The 16,656-nt window shown below is 46.9% G+C and carries 17 protein-coding genes; 4 read left to right on the top strand and 13 right to left on the bottom strand.

Annotated elements, in window-relative coordinates; all coding sequences use genetic code 11:
* The first annotated feature begins 142 nt into the window (after window positions 1–142).
* From P0M11_RS12255 to P0M11_RS12245, 3 genes are read left to right on the top strand one after another with little or no spacing between them, the layout of a single operon-like run.
* Window positions 143–775 (top strand): NAD(P)H-dependent oxidoreductase, encoded by a 633-nt coding sequence (locus tag P0M11_RS12255; protein WP_275625938.1) that lies wholly within the window; start codon window positions 143–145, stop codon window positions 773–775.
* A gap of 15 nt (window positions 776–790) precedes the next feature.
* The gene (locus P0M11_RS12250) at window positions 791–1,231 is read left to right on the top strand and encodes a MarR family transcriptional regulator (protein WP_275625937.1); all 441 of its coding nucleotides are present in this window, start codon (window positions 791–793) and stop codon (window positions 1,229–1,231) included.
* Entirely contained in the window at window positions 1,228–1,653 is a 426-nt protein-coding gene (locus P0M11_RS12245) for an organic hydroperoxide resistance protein (protein ID WP_275625936.1), read from the top strand. The genes P0M11_RS12250 and P0M11_RS12245 overlap by 4 nt, the downstream gene beginning before the upstream one ends.
* Before the next feature lie 272 nt (window positions 1,654–1,925).
* On the opposite strand, the gene P0M11_RS12240 is transcribed toward P0M11_RS12245, so the two are convergent.
* The 12 genes from P0M11_RS12240 to P0M11_RS12185 all read right to left on the bottom strand — a co-directional run bounded on the left by P0M11_RS12240 (window position 1,926) and on the right by P0M11_RS12185 (window position 12,631).
* On the bottom strand, window positions 1,926–3,455 hold the full coding sequence (locus P0M11_RS12240) for a SulP family inorganic anion transporter (RefSeq protein WP_275625935.1): 1,530 nt from the start codon (window positions 3,453–3,455) through the stop codon (window positions 1,926–1,928).
* 76 nt (window positions 3,456–3,531) lie between these two features.
* Window positions 3,532–4,134, bottom strand: a complete 603-nt coding sequence (locus P0M11_RS12235; protein WP_275625934.1) for a TlpA disulfide reductase family protein — start codon at window positions 4,132–4,134, stop codon at window positions 3,532–3,534.
* Between the two features lie 63 nt (window positions 4,135–4,197).
* The gene (gene trxA / locus P0M11_RS12230; RefSeq protein ID WP_158064411.1) at window positions 4,198–4,494 is read right to left on the bottom strand and encodes a thioredoxin; all 297 of its coding nucleotides are present in this window, start codon (window positions 4,492–4,494) and stop codon (window positions 4,198–4,200) included.
* Window positions 4,495–4,510: 16 nt separating this feature from the next.
* Window positions 4,511–4,747, bottom strand: a complete 237-nt coding sequence (locus P0M11_RS12225) for a hypothetical protein (protein ID WP_275625933.1) — start codon at window positions 4,745–4,747, stop codon at window positions 4,511–4,513.
* 5 nt (window positions 4,748–4,752) lie between these two features.
* Complete coding sequence (locus P0M11_RS12220; RefSeq protein ID WP_275625932.1) at window positions 4,753–6,144, bottom strand: MBL fold metallo-hydrolase; 1,392 nt, start codon at window positions 6,142–6,144, stop codon at window positions 4,753–4,755.
* A 131-nt stretch (window positions 6,145–6,275) separates the two neighbouring features.
* The gene (locus P0M11_RS12215) at window positions 6,276–7,157 is read right to left on the bottom strand and encodes a helix-turn-helix domain-containing protein (RefSeq protein ID WP_275625931.1); all 882 of its coding nucleotides are present in this window, start codon (window positions 7,155–7,157) and stop codon (window positions 6,276–6,278) included.
* Between the two features lie 61 nt (window positions 7,158–7,218).
* Window positions 7,219–8,349, bottom strand: a complete 1,131-nt coding sequence (locus tag P0M11_RS12210; protein ID WP_275625930.1) for an alanine racemase — start codon at window positions 8,347–8,349, stop codon at window positions 7,219–7,221.
* Window positions 8,349–8,792, bottom strand: a complete 444-nt coding sequence (locus tag P0M11_RS12205) for a GNAT family N-acetyltransferase (RefSeq protein WP_275625929.1) — start codon at window positions 8,790–8,792, stop codon at window positions 8,349–8,351. Before P0M11_RS12205 ends, P0M11_RS12210 begins: the two co-directional genes overlap by 1 nt.
* Before the next feature lie 9 nt (window positions 8,793–8,801).
* Window positions 8,802–9,704, bottom strand: a complete 903-nt coding sequence (locus tag P0M11_RS12200) for a universal stress protein (RefSeq protein WP_275625928.1) — start codon at window positions 9,702–9,704, stop codon at window positions 8,802–8,804.
* Window positions 9,705–9,880: 176 nt separating this feature from the next.
* Complete coding sequence (locus P0M11_RS12195) at window positions 9,881–10,732, bottom strand: GLPGLI family protein (protein ID WP_275625927.1); 852 nt, start codon at window positions 10,730–10,732, stop codon at window positions 9,881–9,883.
* An 83-nt stretch (window positions 10,733–10,815) separates the two neighbouring features.
* Window positions 10,816–11,469 carry a DNA alkylation repair protein gene (locus P0M11_RS12190; protein ID WP_275625926.1) on the bottom strand — a complete coding sequence of 218 codons (654 nt, stop codon included), beginning with the start codon at window positions 11,467–11,469 and terminating at the stop codon, window positions 10,816–10,818.
* A gap of 103 nt (window positions 11,470–11,572) precedes the next feature.
* Window positions 11,573–12,631, bottom strand: coding sequence for a hypothetical protein (locus P0M11_RS12185; RefSeq protein WP_275625925.1), 1,059 nt, complete (start codon window positions 12,629–12,631; stop codon window positions 11,573–11,575).
* A gap of 839 nt (window positions 12,632–13,470) precedes the next feature.
* Here P0M11_RS12185 and P0M11_RS12180 point away from each other — a divergent pair.
* Window positions 13,471–15,555 (top strand): T9SS type B sorting domain-containing protein, encoded by a 2,085-nt coding sequence (locus P0M11_RS12180; protein ID WP_275625924.1) that lies wholly within the window; start codon window positions 13,471–13,473, stop codon window positions 15,553–15,555.
* Window positions 15,556–15,876: 321 nt separating this feature from the next.
* On the opposite strand, the gene P0M11_RS12175 is transcribed toward P0M11_RS12180, so the two are convergent.
* Window positions 15,877–16,638: an META domain-containing protein gene (locus tag P0M11_RS12175; RefSeq protein WP_275625923.1), complete on the bottom strand. Its 762-nt coding sequence runs from the start codon at window positions 16,636–16,638 to the stop codon at window positions 15,877–15,879.
* Window positions 16,639–16,656: the final 18 nt, after the last annotated feature.

The raw sequence follows: 16,656 nt of genomic DNA, 5'->3' as shown, positions 1-16,656 counted from the left end.
GAATTGACTTGCTATCCTGATAGAATCTGTCTACTATACATTTGCTACAATTAAATTGTGCACAATATAATTAAGCTGTACCTTTGTACCGTTCAATGAATATGCTGGACACAGGAAGTAACAATCAACAAAATTCAAATAAATGTCATTAATAGAAGATTTAAACTGGAGACATGCTGTTAAAGCGTACGATCCAAACAGAAAAGTTTCAGAACAGGATTTAACCCGCATCCTTGAGGCAGCGCGTCTGGCTCCCACATCCTCCGGGCTGCAGCCTTTCCGCGTGATCGTGGTGGAGAATCAGGAACTGAAAGAGAAGATGGTTAAGGGTGCACTGAATCCGGAGGTAATGAGCGACTGTTCGCATGTTTTGGTATTTGCTGCCTGGGACGAATATTCCGCAGAGAAAATAGACGCCGTGTACGATTACCATACTGATGTACGGGAATTGCCGCGCGGCCGTTTTGGAAGTTATACAGACCTGCTGAAGCAGCTTTACGGCGCACAGACACCGGCTGAGCATTTTGCTCATACCGCCAGACAGACATATATTGCTCTTGGACTAGCTATGGCACAGGCGGCAGAACTTAAGATAGACAGTACGCCCGCCGAGGGTTTCAGCAATGATGTTGTTGATGATATCCTGGGGCTTCCGGAACTTGGACTGAAGAGTGTGACACTGCTTTACCTGGGTTACCGCGATGCTGAAAAAGACTGGCTTTCGTCCATGAAAAAGGTAAGGTTGCCGATGGAGGAATTCATCATCAGAAAATAACATAAAGATAAAGATATGGGCACCACTGATTCCCTGCTGCTGAACGAGCAGTTGTGTTTTCCCCTGTATGCTCTTTCCCGGGAGATTACCGGCCTTTACCGCCCGCTGCTGGAGGAGCTGGATTTAACCTACCCCCAGTATCTGGTGATGCTGGTTCTGTGGGAGCAGGACGGCCTTGCAGTCTGCGACCTGGGCAGCCGCCTCCTTCTGGACAGCGGCACGCTGACCCCTCTGCTGAAACGGCTTGAGTTAAAGGGTTTTGTGACACGTACGCGCTGTACTGATGACGAAAGGGTGGTGCATCTGTTTCTTACCGACATCGGTAGGTCGCTTCGTGAGCAAGCCCTGGACATCCCGGCTAAAATGCTGAAAAATATAGATGTGGAGGTGGAAGAACTTAACGCCCTGAAAATCACCCTTAACAAAATCATTAATCAAATACAAAAACAGTTATGAAAACATTATATACCACAAATGTCACTGCCACAGGAGGCCGCGACGGCCATGTAAAAAGTGATAACGGACTGATCGACATGGAGGTCCGCATGCCTAAGGCTCTGGGCGGCGCCAATGATGATTATGCTAATCCTGAGATGCTGTTTGCCGCAGGTTATTCGGCCTGTTTTGACAGCGCGCTGAAACAGGTAAGCAGACTTGCAAAGGTAAGAACCGGTGAAACTTCTGTAACCGCAAAAGTCAGCATTGGCCAGATTGACAATGGTGGTTTCGGTCTGGCGGCTGAACTTGAGGTCAACGTTCCCGGAGTATCCCTGGAGGAAGCGCAGTCACTGGTGGAGAAAGCGCATGAAGTTTGTCCTTATTCCAATGCCACGCGAAATAATATGGATGTAAAACTGACCGTGTCCAACAGGGGATAAATTCGTAAACGCTTTAACTTAAACCTTTCGGAAGAAATTCTGAAAGGTTTTTGTTTTTGAAGCATTTGTTTCCCTTATGAACAGTCACCACCATGAGTTGCTGCAACGCTATATTTCGGCGCACTTTCCCGAATGCAAAGAACGGTCTTCTTTAGCTTTGTTTACAAAGTTTCCTAAGTTGAATCACGCAGCAGGAGTCCGCGCAGACCGCCTGGAAACTGATAACTTAACTCAAAATTAAAAAGTGAAGTTATTTCTTAATCAGTGCCTGTCTATACCGGAATCCTGTAAGTAGGGTCTTCCACTACATTTACTTCAATGATGGCTTCGGCATTTTTCAGCAGCTGGCGGCAATCCGGGCTCAGGTGCTGCAAACGCACGGTTTTGCCAAGCTGATGATACCTTTTCGTAAGGCTGCTCAGTACCTCTATGGCCGACATATCCACTACGCGGCTCTCGGCAAAATCAATGATCACTTGCTGAGGGTCATTCTGCGGGTCAAATTTCTCGGCAAATCCGGCCACCGAACCGAAGAATAAAGGTCCGTAAATATCATAGTGCTTCACTCCGTCATCGTCCACATGTTTGCGCGCCCGGATGCGTTTGGCATTATCCCAGGCAAAGACCAATGCTGAAATGATGACGCCTATAAGTACCGCTAAAGCCAGATTATGCAATATAACGGTGATGCCTGTAACCACGATCATCACAAAAATATCGGAACGCGGCATGCGGCGCAGGATCCTGAGGCTGGCCCACTCGAATGTACCTACAGCCACCATTATCATTACGCCCACAAGTGCGGCAACAGGTAGTTTACCAATAACCGGGGCACCCACCAGAATAATAATCAGGATAGTTAAAGCCGCTACAATTCCGGAAAGTCTGGCTCGGGAGCCGGCCGAAAGGTTTACCAGCGTTTGGGCTATCATTGGACAGCCGCCCATTCCGTAGAAAAATCCGTTCAGGATATTGGCACCGCCCTGCGCCACGCATTCCCGGTTGCTGTTTCCTTTGGTTCCGGTAATTTCATCAACCAAATTAAGCGTCAGTAAACCCTCGGTAAGTCCTACAGCGGCCATAATTGCTGCGTAGGGAAAGATAATCTGCAGCGTTTCCAGCGTAAACGGTATCTGCGGAATATGAAAGGGCGGCAGGCTGCCGCTTACCGAGGCGATATCCTGCACCTGTTTGGTGTCAATGTTAAAGCCGATCACCAGCAGAAAAACAACCGCAATGGCCGCCAGCGAGGAAGGTATTTTTTTTGTGATTCTGGGAAACACAAGGACTACTGCAACTGTCAATGCCACCAAAGCAGACATGATGTAGAGGGGAGTTCCGCGAAGCCAGGTAATTTCTCCGTTCACCACAGTACGGAACTGCTCAAACTGAGACATGAAGATAATGATGGCCAGACCGTTTACAAAACCAAACATCACAGGTTGAGGGACCAGCCGCACAAATTTTCCGAGTTTCAGCAATCCCACAGCAATCTGCACTACACCGGCCAGTGCCACAGCCCCAAAAACATATTCCAGACCGTGAGATTTCATAAGGGCGATGAGTACGATCACCGTGGCGCCGGCACCCCCGGAAATCAAACCGGGCCGGCCACCGAATACCGCTGTCACCACACCCATAATAAAGGCGCCGTACAGTCCCACAAGCGGCGGAAAACCCGCCAGTATGGCAAATGAAAGGGATTCCGGGATCATAGTCATGGCTACGGTAAGGCCTGCCAGGATTTCCGTACGGTAATTTACTTTTTGGCTAAAATCGAACAGGTTCAGTACGCTTTTCATCTTTCAGGAACAATCCTGCAAAAGTAAGGGTTTTAATGATGTTTGAGCACCGCAGGAATGTGGCTTTTCATCAGCCTCACTCTGCCAGCATCTTATCAATTTTTTTGTAAAATGAGTCCTTGCTGTAATCGGCCATGCCGGTGTGGTGCAGCCGTATAGCACCTTTTTTATCCAGAACAACGGTGGTCGGAAGCGAACCTGTGTAATAAGCCGCCGGAATGGCGGACGCCGGAACCAATAATGGTAGGGTATACTTTTGCTTATCCAGATAATTCCTGCCGGCGTCGGGCTGATCGTCCAGGTTTACTGTAAGGAAGACCACATCCTTATCATCTTTATAACGGTCGTAGAATTTCTGTATGGATGGAAATTCTGCCCGGCAGGGCGGACACCAGGATGCCCAGAAATTCATAAAGACCACTTTGCCCTTTAAGTCCTGTGTACTTACCAAGCGGCCATCCTCGTCCTGAACTCTGAAGTCCGCAATTTCGCCTATAGTTTTGCCCTTAGATTCTTTAATCTGGTCCTGCAGGGTGAGATTCATTACACCAGTTGAAATTACCTGCCGCATAAACCAGGTTTTTGCGTCAGGACTGATGAGTATAACGGCCAGGAAAGCTGTGAGTAAGGCGGTGCTCCAGTTTTTTTTAAACCATTCTTTTGTTTTTTCCTTGTTCATAATGTAAAAGAGAAACTGCAGAAGAGTTAAGATCTCCGCTGCAGCTCCTGATATTGGTGTATATTAATAATTTTCGCTGATGAGACGCTCCAGTTCGTTGGCAGGAAATACACCGGACTGTTTCCAGCGGATCTCGCCTTTCCTGAAAATAATCAGTGTAGGAACACTCCTTATCCCAAACTGAGCCGCAACTGCCGGGTTTTTGTCTACATCAACTTTAATGATGGTTGCCCGGTCTCCGATTTTCTTTTTCAGTTCCTCCAGAATGGGAGCCTGCATTTTACAGGGTCCGCACCACTCAGCGAAAAAGTCTACAAGTACAGGCTTGTCCTGAGCGATCACTTCATTGAATTTTGACATTTTTTTATTTTTTTAGTTAAATAACTTCTTCATAATCTGTCTCCTTCTGCGGTTTTGCAGTTACTTTATCTGCCTGTATTCCGCAACCTCCGTTGTTGCAGCAGCCTATATTCAGCAAAGGCATGATGATAACTACCGCGGCTGCGGCTGTCATAAACCAGTTCTGCGACCGCAGAGCTTCGACCATAAGCAGCAGCCCTACGCCCAGGCGTACTGCCCGGAGAAGCGTCCAGTTTTGAATGATCCTTATCATGCTGCCTACGAGACTATGGGATTGCCTTTTTCCTTCCATTCCTTCATTCCGCCGGAATAGTTTTTTACATTTCTAAATCCATTTTTTCGCAAAACAGAATAGGCTACAGAAGAACGGTCACCTGCCTGGCAGTGAATCACCACCTGCTTATTGCGGTCTATTTTATCCAGATTTTGCGGCAGAGTACCTACAAAATTATTTTCGGCACCCTTTACATGGCCTGCTTCAAATTCTGTTTTTCCGCGTACGTCCACAATCTGAACATCAGGTTGTCCGATATAGGATTTGAATTCTTCAATATCAATCACATCAGCTTTCTCGAGTTCAAGTTCAGAAAGTTTGGCCACGGGGAAATATCCCTGTATAGTATCCAGTCCAATGCGCATCAGTTTGCGGGTCAGTTCCTCCATGTCACCTTCTTCAGCAATTAAAATGAAAGGTTTTTCATAGTCAAGAAGCCATCCTGCCCACGTGCTCAGACTGTTGTTATTCTGAATGTTAAGGCTGCCCGGAAGAAATCCTTCTGCAAAATCCGCTTTGTTGCGCGTATCAACAACTGTAATTCCTTTTTGCATAGCCGCTGTAAGTTCTTCGCTGCTGAGTTCTTTATGTTTGGGAACTTCAGTAAGCAGGGGACGGTCCACTTTGTTCAGCTTCTTCATCATCGCAAAATACTTTGGAGGTTCAGGCTGACCTTCAAGCAGATATTCTACGAAACCATCCTCATCATTTTCATATTGGAAGGCCCAGTTACGTTTTTTCTCGTAGCCCACCGTAGAGCTTGGAACCGCTCCCAATGCTTTGCCGCAGGCCGATCCCGCGCCATGTCCAGGCCACACCTGAAGAAAGGCAGGCAACTGTGCAAAATCCTTCACCGAAGCGTACATCTCATGAGCACCTTTCTCCTGTGTCCCCGCATATCCGGCTGCTTTCTCCAGTAAATCCGGCCGGCCCACATCGCCTACAAACACGAAGTCGCCTGTAAAGATCATCACCGGTTCATCAGTAGCAGGATGGTCCGTTAACAGGAAACTGATGCTTTCCGGAGTGTGCCCCGGGGTGTGAAGAACTTCCAGGGTAAGATTTCCCACTTTTATCTGATCGCCGTGCTTCAGTCCCTTATGCGGAAATTCATAGTGCCATTCCGGGCCGCCTTCATCAGAAAGATACATCTGCGCGCCGGTAAGCGCCGCCAGTTCTCTGGAACCGGCCAGGAAATCGGCGTGAATATGTGTTTCGGTAATATGGGTAATCTTAAGGTTGTTTTCCTTTGCAATCTGCAGGTAGGTATCCACATCGCGCTTGGCATCAATAACAATTGATTCACCGGTGGCCTGACAGCCGATCAGGTAACTTGCCTGTGCTAAACTTTTGTCGTAAATGTGTTTAAAGAACATAGTTGTATATTTTTGAATTTTTTAATACTTACTCCTTTTCAGTGATGCAAAATTAAGCAATGACTCAGGCCTGCACCGTAACATATGTTACTTTCAGGTGACGGATGCCGAATGAGTTAAGCACAATGCACCTACTGTCCGTTCACGAATTTGTGACGGAAGCGGTTGGGACTGTGGCCGGTAGCTTTACGGAAATATTTTCCGAAATGGGATTTATCAGAGAAACCTAAATCGAAGGAAATTTCGGTAACAGAAAGACTGGTGTTCAGCAGCAGACGTTCCGCCTCCAGGATAACCCGGTTACGGATGTACTGCTCAGCAGTAAGGTCCAGGCGGTCTTTTACAATGGAGTTAAGGTAGTTTGGTGTGATATTCAGCTTTTCTGCGTATTCGGAAGTACGCTTCAGCTGTCGGAAATTCTGGTTCACAAGTGTTTCAAAAGCTTCCACATAAGCCAGGGTCCGGTTGGTTTTGAAACCGATATAATTGTCGCCACCACTGGCGCGTATGAACTTCAGCATGGTCACTTTCAGCAGCAGGCACACCGTTTCCCGGTTCAGCGCCTGCTGTTTTGACGCCTCAGTGGTGAAATCCGACACCGTAGCCAAAAAATCAGCAAAATCTCCCCGCCGGAAGTCGGCGAAAGCAGGAAGACCCGAGAAAGCGGTGTCATTCTTAATTTTACGGTTGCCGGTATAGATCAGGTTGTAGAAAGACCGGGTAAATACAATAAGTTTGCCCGTAAAGGAAGCCGCCGGCAAGAATCGGAGTACCTGACTGTAATTGATGAAAAACACACGCCCACGCCGCATTTCTAGGCTATTGCCGTCCAGTATGAGTTCGCCGGTACCCGCCAGCGGGATCAGAAGGGCATAGAATTTTGTCTTCACCGATGTTGAAAGCACATCAGGCACCGGGGTTGCATCCAACGGCAGGATCCCAAAGTCACCCCCAAAAGAGACGGGACACTTCAGTGTACTGATGTTCAGGGTGGGGATAGTGGATTCGGGCATAATGATCAGTCAATGTCAGGGTACTTCATTTCCTGATGAAGCATCCGCCAACTTTAATTGACTAAATATAGGAAAAACCACCGGATTTCGTGATGTCATCGAGGTCCGGAGCCGCCGAACGAGGAATCACGGTCTTATCAACGTAATCTGAATTCATAGCACGCAGTACGGCCATGTAATTCATGCTGAATTCCAGCGTGTCACCCACTTTTATGCCGCCCGGGTTATCATTCAGGTCCAGGATCAGCATATCTGAACTGGCACCTATAATGCTGATTCCAGGCTGCGTGGGTATAATATTATTGTAATCGGTGTCCAGTAAACCTACATCTACAATGGCCCTTACGGAGCTTCGGTTCCTGTCCTCCTCACTGAATTCGGGAGTTTCGCCCGTCAGATTGGTGCCCGCTGTACCGGTGGGGAGGAGCGGTTTTTCTGAAAGTTCTATGACTTCGGCATGCAGCGTGAAGACATCCTGATGCATTCCCGGGATCAGCTTGTCCGCATACACATCGGTACCGAAGAAAAGTGTTTCCCCGATGCGGAAATGGTTGATGGCTGTGGGAACTTCGTCCCTGATCAGCAACGGCAGCGTAACCGATGATCCGCCGGAAATATAGGGTATTTTATGACCGAACTGATCCTCCAGGATATTTCTGCACCACGCCAGCGTCTTCAGCTTGTCTTCATCCGGCAGGATACCGTTCAGGCAGCAGAGATTGGTTCCAAGACCTACGATTTCAATATTGGGAAGCTCCAGCACCCGGGCATAGAAATCCATCAGGTCTTTAAGCATAATGCCTTCGCGTAGCTCACCCATCTCCAGCATCAGTACAACACGGTGTGTTTTTTCCTGAATTACCGCCTGTTCTGAAAGCGCTTTCAGCGTCTGCAGTTCTGTATTGAAACTTACATCCGCAAATCTTACAATGCTGCGCGCCAGTCTCTTGGCTGGCGGTTTTATATAGATGGTATTGGTTTCGGGAGAAATTTTCTTGATGGTCTTCAGGTTGCTAAGACGTGAATCGCAGATTTCCTTATCGGTCATATCCAGCAGCACCTTCAGGAAGGTTGCGTTTCCGCAAAGCAGTTTCCCGACAATTGCCCAGTCAATCTGATGTTGACTGAACAATGCGTCAAGAAAATTAAAATTATGAAAAAGTTTATCGCTGTTTAATGAAATATAAGACATTAGTGTTTTTTTAACCTCATCTCGAGGTATTTGGATGTGAAACCTAATTTATGGTACAGGTGCTTGGCCGGGTTTTCCGGTTCACAGTGCAGGGCAATATCACCATCACTGTACTCAATGGCCTGCTGCATCAGTTTTTTTCCCAGTCCGGTACCGCGGGTATCACGGTCTATGGCAATATATACCAGGATGTTTTCCGGAATATAACCTTCCATACCGGTTTTATTGACAACCACCGCGCCCTTCAGACCCCCGGCATTTTCAGCGGTAATCACTAGGCCACCCGGTTTTCCGTTATGTCCCATCGCGTAAAGGATGGATTTCTCAATATCTGCTTTTTCATCGCCGTACTGATCCAGATGGTCATGCAGGAAGTCAACGATCTGCTCAATCTGCCGGTCAGTGGCTTTTTCTGTTTCGGTATATTTTTTAAATTCAGTCATAATAAGTATTTATCCCGGAATGGGAAGTGTGATGTCGTAGGAATTGATATCCACAGGAATTGGTTCCGGATTCCGAGGTTTTACAAAAAGCAGTGCGGTATCGGTATCATTAATGATTTTCTTGAAGAAATTTTCGGAAAAAAGTGATTTCCATTTCATCTCGTCTTCGAAGTTCAGTATCACCAGGTCACTGCTTTCGGATTCTGTTGTTTGGCTGATCATTTCAGCATTGTCTGCAGTTAGCACCAGTTTCGAATTAAAATACTCAGCATTGTGCTGTAGCTGCTCCTTCATTTGCAGGAAGGCATCGCGTACCGCGGGCATATTATCCATATTGCCCACACCCATCAGGCTGATTTCGCTTTCATTTCTGTTGGCAATGGCCAGCGCAAATTCCATCTTGAGCGCTAAATGATCTACGGCCCGCACCGGAAAAAGGATTTTTTTGAATTCGTACTGCGTGCGGGATTCCGGCATAAGCATCACCGAACATACAGCACGGTTAAGCACAGAATAGGAGTGGGAGCCCAGCAGCGCCTGTCTGAATTTCTGCACGCCGGAAGTTCCCATGATGATGAGGTCGGCACCCAGTTCCAGAGCCAGTTCATTCAGTGAGTCGCATACCTCGCCTGTAGTAACACGGGTTTCCAGTGTGAGCGCAGGATACTCCGCAGTCAGGGCTTCATAAAGGGTACGAAGATCGCGCACCGCAGTTTCTACGTTCTGGCTAACACGCTCGCCGCCGATCAGTTGTCTTCCCGTATGGTCTATGATGAAATTGGCAGGTACGGTATGGGTAATCAGCATTCGCGCTTCATGCCGAAGTGCAACCTGAACGGCCAGGTTGACGGCGTTTCGGGATTTATCGGTAAAGTCTGTCGGTACCAACAGTGTTTGTACAGGTGTATTCATCTTCATCAATATTTGCGTCTGCTTATCAGTAGACAAATATAACCTTAAAACAGGCCAGATAGATGTACAAAACCCACGCTTTCGTGGTATGAATTACTTATACAATAGCTTTGTTTGTTTCTATTGAAAGTTGGGCGGCAAAAATAAAAGAGTTAAAACCGTTCTTCTGATAACAACTACCTGTATAGAGTCAGGTCAATAAAATTATTATTCTTCTGCAATTTTTCCTTCAGCCTGATTTCATTGTTGCGAATCATTTCTGCCTGAGGAATAATGCGGCCGGAACCATCGCTCATCGTAATCTTAACATCGGGGTCCGCCAATATCATACGTGTAGATTTTGCTGGATCCTTAACATATATTTTCCATAGTTCGTTAAACTTTTTTTCCGAGACAGGAATACCTTTCTCGTTCTCCTGCAGCCGCAAGTCTTTATGTTTACGGTTTCCTGCAAATGTAAATACGTGATCTCCTTTTGAATCGTTGATCTCAAGGATGAGGCCTGGGAGTCCGGCGAATCTGTAAGGGCCGTCCTGCAAGGGAATTTCAGAAGTATACCATGCAGTCCACCGGCGGCCGGCAAGTGAACATGTAGCTTTCTGAGCCTTCAAACCTTTAATGGTCCTGGTTTCTTTCGAAATCGACCATTCCATTTTAGCTTCGTACAGGACAGCCAAATCATCTGACCCGATGGTTGTATGCAGGGTAGTTTGGTAGTCTGGATATTTTTTGGTTACGCGGCTGCGGACTTTTGAACGATCACGGATATGCGTAAAATCTATATGCGTTGCTTTTGTCTGCATAGCCTTTTTTATTTCCGACTCCCTGACAGAGTCATACTGTGCTCTCTCAAAACTGTAAAAACGTGAGCCTTCCTTTCCAATGTCCAGTACCATCAGTTCTTTTTCAGATTTACTGCGGTCCAGGGAGTCTATTTTAAAGGTATATTCGTAGAGAAAGCGGTGGCTCTGTGCATTGTAGGATAACGCGAGAAGGATGCATAGCAGGGAGAATACAGTTTTTTTCATCAGAATTAATTATTAGGTACAGTAAACAAGCCATTCGTTGTTAAAAAGAAAATTCTATAATACAATTGCCGCTAAGATGTTGGCTATTTTTTCGTCTTACGCTTTGCCAGCTCCGATTCAATGAAGGCCGGCAGATAATCCGGCGCACAGTTTCGGGCTACCGGCATGTCTTTATAAAGGCCGGTTCTTTCGCCAATTTCAATACATCTTTGCCGGTAGGACTCATCAAATATACCAATCCAGCCAGCCGTGAAGTTCATCGCCCACTGTACTTCGGCTTCTTCGGTAGCCATCCTTTCATCCAAAGCTTCCAGAAGTGCCGCAGTATTGGCCGGCGGTTGCTGTCCTACCCAACGCAACCTGCCCTGATGGTACCAGAACAGCCGGCGGTGTAGCGGTGAAGGATGGTGCTCCCAGGAATTCAGCATGGAAAGCCCTTTTTTATCTTTTGTAAGCTGGTTGGCCATCAGCCAGTCGGCGAGTTGGGTACGGTCTGTACCGGTGTGGCTGTCCATATCATATATAAGTTGTTGGACCACCGTTTCCGTGAGTTCTTTCTTATCCATAATCAGAATCGCTAACAGCCGCGGATACAGTTCCGCGGTGGACCATAATTCCAGTGCCAGGGGATGATCGGTTCTGATGTTTTTAGCAATTTGGCGCAGGTCACCGAGTTTGGTATCCGTGCCTTTGATCTGATCATAAATTTCGGCTGCCGTACCGGATAGTTGAGTCATAGGCTTTGGTTTTAAAGCTTCAGGAAAATCAAATATACAGAATTAAAGACTTACCATAGGAGGAATACTGAAATTTCGTACCTGACCATGGCGAGTGCGGGGCTCAGGAGTCCGGGAAATGGGCATCCAGCCGGCGGAGTCTGGCGAAATGCCGGCGGCACCCTTTCATTGTCTTCCAGCCTTTTTTGAAGCTGTCGTATTTGGCGCCACGGCGGTAATTGCTGCGAGCGACTCGGTACAGAATGTTCCAGTGCTGCGCCAAAATCAGGCACGCCTGGGCAAAAGTGTTGCCGTTGCCATACACATGGTGCGGTTCGGCGCCACAACCGTTGTATTCTATGATAGAAAAGTTCCTGCCGGCCTTCAGGTCTTCAATGGAGGCACATTTAATGTCGTAGCGGCCATAAAACAGGGTGTCGGAATAGGAGCTGATTTCATCGAAGACCTTCAGCAGCCTTTCATCTTTCTCATTTTCCAGGCTCACCAGTGAACAGCCGCGGCTGAGGTTCAGTGCATGGCTCAGGCAAAAGGTTTCGCCTTTCTGCAGCACCAGATCCAGCTTATCGGCATGCTTGGCGCGCATCTCTTCCAGGCGGAAACAGACGCGCGGACTGGCGGCCATAAGTTCGTCCATGGTGGAGTGACCGTCGCCGGTAATTTCCAGAAATTCCTTGCGTATAAATCCGGTGATGGTACCGTTTTTATCCTCCGGCAAACGGTAGTAGAAAACGCTTACTTCCAGGGGGAATTCAATGAGGTCCTGTATGATATAATCCACAGGCATCAGTTCATGATAGGCCCTTAGGTCTTCCGGCTTGCGGATGATGCGGAACATAAAGCCCATTCGGCCCACATTGGGTTTCACAACGAAAGGGTAGGTGTAACGCTCTGCCACCAGCCGCTCTACATTTGCGAAATCCTGTCCGGCCTTAATCAGCCTGCTTTTCGGATAGCTTCCGGGTGGCAGGTGTTCATAGATGGACATCTTGGTAACGCCTTCAAAACCGCCGAAGGCGAGTTTAGGATTGGAGGGTGTGAAAAACCAGAACGACCCTGCACGTGCGCAGTTCCAGGCCCATACCGGGACGATTGGGATGTATTTGATTCGCCAGTCCCAGCTTTCCCAGTGGCTTATTTTGTAGAGGATGTTGTTCAGTTGCATAAATTATTCGGGAATCCCGACGTCCAGCCTATAAGTAAAGCTAAGGTTAGGAGGTAGGGCTGGCTAATTTATGATTTTTGCTGAGATCTGTGGGGTGAATTTTAAATATATCCTGGCGACAGCGTGGTTAATTAGGGTTAGAAGGTTAGAGAGTGAGGTGGATATGTAGCAGGGTGTTTGAGTATTTGAGATTTTGAGGCAGGATGTTAGATATCAGATATCAGATATTAGATATCAGATGTCAGATTCCAGAAGGTTGGTAGGTTATAAGGAGACCAATCAAAATAATTCAGAATCTAAAATTCAAATTCAACATCCATAATCGCCGTGACCTCTGTGCATTCGCTGTGTTTCTGTGGTTAATTAGAAGAAAGAGCAAAGAGCAAAGAGTAAAGATTTCAGATGTAAGACTCCTGAAGGTTAGAAGGTTAGAAGGTTAGAAAGTTATAAAGAAACCATTCAAAATAATTCAGAATCTAAAATTCAAAATTCAATATCCATAATCGCCGTGACCTCTGTGCATTCGCTGTGTCTCTGTGGTAAATTAGAAGAAAGAGCAAAGAGCAAAGAGTAAAGATTTCAGATGTAAGACTCCAGAAGGTTAGAAGGTTAGAAGGTTAGAAAGTTATGAAGAAACCATTCAAAATAATTCAGAATCTAAAATTCAAAATTCAACATCCATAATCGCCGTGACCTCTGTGCATTCTCTGTGTCTCTGTGGTTAAACCGAATGACTTGTCATTTTATTTTTTAATTATGAAAATCGTATAATAATTTAAGTATTAATAATAAATAATTCTATATTTGATAGATACTAAACCATAAAACCCAAATTTGATATGAAAAAAACTTTACTCCTCGTTATTTTCCTTATCTCGCAAACTTTTTTTTCCCAGGAAGATTGCTCTACCGCATTAACCGTCTGTGGAAACTCTAGTATTACCTACAGTCCTTCCGGTATTGGCTTGGTCAATGAACCTTTGGGAGGATGTCTGAGTACCGGTGAACATAATTCCATCTGGTATAAGATAACGATTGCTACAAGCGGAACATTAACCTTCGATCTTGTTCCTACTGATCCGGCAGCAGATTATGATTGGGCCATTTATGGTCCGAATGTCGCCTGCGGAAACCTGGGTTCGCCAATCCGCTGTAATGCCGCCACGGTTATCGGCGTTGGCGCTTCTACAGGTCTCAATATGACAAGTACGGTGATCAGTGCTGCCGGAGGGTCCACCACTCCATACTGTCAGTACCTAAATGTTACGGCAGGTCAGACTTATTATTTATACATCGATAACTGGGTGGGAGCGGGAAGTACGACTACCGCACCGTTTTCACTGACCTGGGGAGGAACGGCAACCATGGCGTCTCCTTACAATAACCCGGCAATCAGTCCCAACCCTTTTATTGCCCCGGGTCCCAATCAGGACGGGATCATTACCCTCTGTACAAATCCGGGCGTATTTGACTTCAGCACGCTCTCTGCGGGAATTGTCAATGGAAATCCCAACTTCACCGTAACTTACCACAATAACACCAATGATCTTTTAACCAACAGTAATCCTCTGGGTACGGTTACAGTGAATACTGCCAATACGTATTATTATGCACTTCACTATACGGATCCTACCAATCCGCTTAATCCAATAAATAAGTGTTTGGAAATAGGAACTGTCAACTTTGTGCAGGGTGCCATCACGGTTAGCGATGCAACAGTTAAAGCCTGTAACAATAACAACGAAGGTACCGCCATCTTCGATCTTACATCAGTTTCAACCGCCATGTTTGCAGATCCTACGGCCACACGGGTATATTACCGCACAATAAGTGACATGAATAATGGCGTAAATCCCATTACCAATCCTGCTGCATTTTTCACGGCAGCTCCTACTGCGGTTTATATGCATGTTACCACCGCTCACGGCTGTACGGACTACGGCACCATTTCCCTGGAGTTTTATCCTACCGTTGTGATGAATGATGCTTCGCTTACCACCTGCTTCATTGAAACAAACCCAGCTACAGGACTGTTTGATCTCAACAGTGCTGCAGTTGGCGGGGGAACAGTCACAAAAACCTACTATCCTTCCTATACTGATGCGGCCAACGGAACCAACGCCATCGCTAATCCCTCCGCTTTTATTTCGCCAACTACCGTGGTTTACGTAAAAGGTACAAGCCCGAACGGCTGTACCGGGATCTCCGAAATCACCCTTAATGTAACTCCTCCCAATCATTCGGCGGTCTTAAAGGATAAAATCATTTGCCCCGAAGATACCACCACACTTGATGCCGGTCCGGGATTCAGCAGTTACCTGTGGAGTACCGGAGCAACTACTCCCGCTATTTCAAATATAAGTGTGGGCAGCTACTGGGTGAAACTTACCCTGGGTGAATGTGTTACCACGCAGACAGTAACCGTTTCACCAGCTCCCATTCCTGTTGTTTCAGCAATCGATATTTCAAACAACACCATCACCGTGAATGTAATGGGGGGCACCCCGCCTTACCAGTTTTCTATGGACAATGTGATATGGCAGGATTCCAATGTCTTTACCAATGTTCCAAGGGGTAAAAACATGATTTATGTTAAGGATTCTTTCAACTGTGAGCCTGCTGTTATAGAGGTAACGGTGCCGAATCTGATTAACGCGATTACGCCGAATAACGATGGGGTAAACGATGCCATTGATTATTCTTCATTGGGTTACAAAAAGAATCTGGTGATAAAGATATTCGACCGTTACGGTATTAATGTGTACCAAGCCGACAGATCAAATGGCTATAAATGGGATGGCAGACGTAATGACAGAAATATTTCAACCGGCACCTACTGGTACACGGTAACCTGGAACGAGCCTGATGCTGCCGGGACACCGGTGAAATACTCAGGATGGATTCTTGTTAAAAACGTAGAATAGCATACTTTAATTTATAAAGAAATCCGACTCACCACTGAGCCGGATTTCTTTTTTTTATTCACTCATCATCTCCTGATTGTACAGGTCCACCAACGGTCACTCTGTCATCCCGCAGCGATCCCCGGGACGCTCGGAAGCCTCATCCCGCAAGGATCTCCTCCGACTGCATCGAAGCCTATTTCATCCCGTAGGGATCTCCTCAGAATCCATTGACGGCCACACGTCACTTTTTCTTTTGCCCTGCCTCTGACTCCTTAGTATCCCGGTATCAGGCAGTATACCTGTGTAATTTCATATAAGCTTCATTCACAACTTCCCCGCTCAGAAATAAACCGCCTCAAAGACCGCCAGGGTAGTGCTGCCTTTTTTCAGGGACAGCTTGTCGCCGTTCAGCAGGTAACTGTCCGCGTTATAAAATACATTCAGGAAAGCGCGCTCGTCCAGCTTTAGTTCCGGGCAGGCCCGCATGGTCACGGCCATATTCTCATCAAAGTCAACGCGGTTGCTGTCCTTCAGTTCATAGGAACCGCTGAAACTGTTGCAGCCGCCAAATCCGCTTAGGCTGCCGTCGCTCTTCAGGATAAAATGCGCCTCGCGCTCCTGGGCAGCTTCCATTGTCACCGGCTTGCCGTCCAGCACGGTCAGTTTCCAGTATTTATTCACCACGTCTGGATGGTCGATCTTTTTGAATTGGGCCATGGTTGTACGGTTTTCCGACTGTAAGTTAAGGATTCCGTCTTCCAGTACAAAATATGCAGTTTTGCGCAGGGCTCCGGTCACATCATTTTCCACCTGCTGGTCCGGGCAGGTCATGCGCGTGCTGGCCAGGCCCTCCAGACTTAGCCGGTTGTTTGTAAGGTCTGCGGTGTAGTTTCCGCGTACGGTATTACAGCCCGTGAATCCCGTTAGTTTCCTGTCCGCTGCCAGTTCAATATAGACCGGTTTCCCGGTGGTGCGTTTCTGGCCCTGAAGTTCCTGCATTTCCCAGGTGCCGTTTAATGCCGGTGTCTCTGCGGACGCTTTGCCGGCGTTGCAGCCTGTGGCAAGTGCCGCTGCAAAGAGTAAGTGGATCAGCTTGTTCATGTTTTTTCAGTTAATAGG

Source organism: Kaistella sp. PBT33-4 (assembly GCF_029194425.1).
In the GTDB taxonomy this organism is placed as follows: domain Bacteria; phylum Bacteroidota; class Bacteroidia; order Flavobacteriales; family Weeksellaceae; genus Marnyiella.
This window is presented reverse-complemented; position numbering and strand designations above follow the sequence as displayed.